This is a genomic window from Lactobacillus sp. UCMA15818, from assembly GCF_030400225.1.
Taxonomy (GTDB): domain Bacteria; phylum Bacillota; class Bacilli; order Lactobacillales; family Lactobacillaceae; genus Liquorilactobacillus.
Window position 1 is genome coordinate 1 of the sequence record NZ_VJYB01000038.1, and the last position, 1,065, is coordinate 1,065.

The window sequence follows — 1,065 nt, forward strand, 5'->3', positions numbered from 1 at the left end:
CGTCGTTTGTAAAATTAAGTTAGAAATAAAAAAGCCATTTGTGGTAGACTTTTGAATATCCCTAATCAAAAGAGAGGTAACCACAAATGACCTATAAACATCTTACCACACGGGAATTAACCTTCATATATAATTTTTGGAAACAAGGTATGAAAGCTTACCAAGCTGCTAAAGCTCTTAAACGTTCTAGTGAAACTGTTTATCGTGTTTACCGCTTCTTAGATACCGGTAGTTCAATTAGCCAATTCCAAGGAAATTACCGAATTAACAAGGCTCAGTGTGGTCGAAAATTAATTACATTACCAGAAGATGAAGTCAAATATATTGAGCAGAAAGTCTCATTAGGTTGGACCCCTGATACAATCGTTGGTCGCGCAGAGATTCATATCAGTTGTAGTATGAGAACTTTATATCGCTTTTTTCAAAGGGGAGTTTTCGATAGGAAATTGTTACCAATGAAAGGTAAGCGGCATCCAAATGGTTACGTTGAACGACGTGGTAAAGCCGGCCGACTTGGCAGAAGTATTTACCAACGATATCAAGATTACCCTCATTTTCAACATGAATTTGGTCACTTAGAAGCAGACACAGTCCAAGGTAAGGCTCACCAAGGTGCAGTTATGACTTTAGTTGAGCGTCTTTCCAAAGTTGAAATTATTTTGAACATTCAACAAAAATCAGCTGAATGTGTTAACAAATACCTTGATCAATGGTTGTCTCAGCAGCCAAAACATCTTTTCAAGTCAATTACTTTTGATAATGGTAAAGAATTCGCTGGCTGGAAAGAAATTGCGAACAAGCATGATATTAGTGCTTACTTTGCCGAAGTTGGAGCTCCTAACCAACGTGGTTTAAATGAAAACAACAACGGATTGATTAGACGAGATGGTCTCAAAAAGGACATGGATTTTCGTAACTTACCAAATACTGTGGTTCAACAAGTCAGTGGCCGTCGTAATCATATACCGAGAAAATCACTAAATTACAAAACACCAATTGAGATATTCATGAAAAATATCACAGATAAGCAATTAAGTTTTTTCTAACTTAATTTGACATTTCAAG

The 1,065-nt window shown here is 36.4% G+C and carries 1 protein-coding gene; it reads left to right on the plus strand.

Annotated elements, in window-relative coordinates:
• The first annotated feature begins 86 nt into the window (after positions 1-86).
• Entirely contained in the window at positions 87-1,046 is a 960-nt protein-coding gene (locus FFX44_RS12570; RefSeq protein ID WP_289981785.1) for an IS30 family transposase, read from the plus strand.
• Positions 1,047-1,065: the final 19 nt, after the last annotated feature.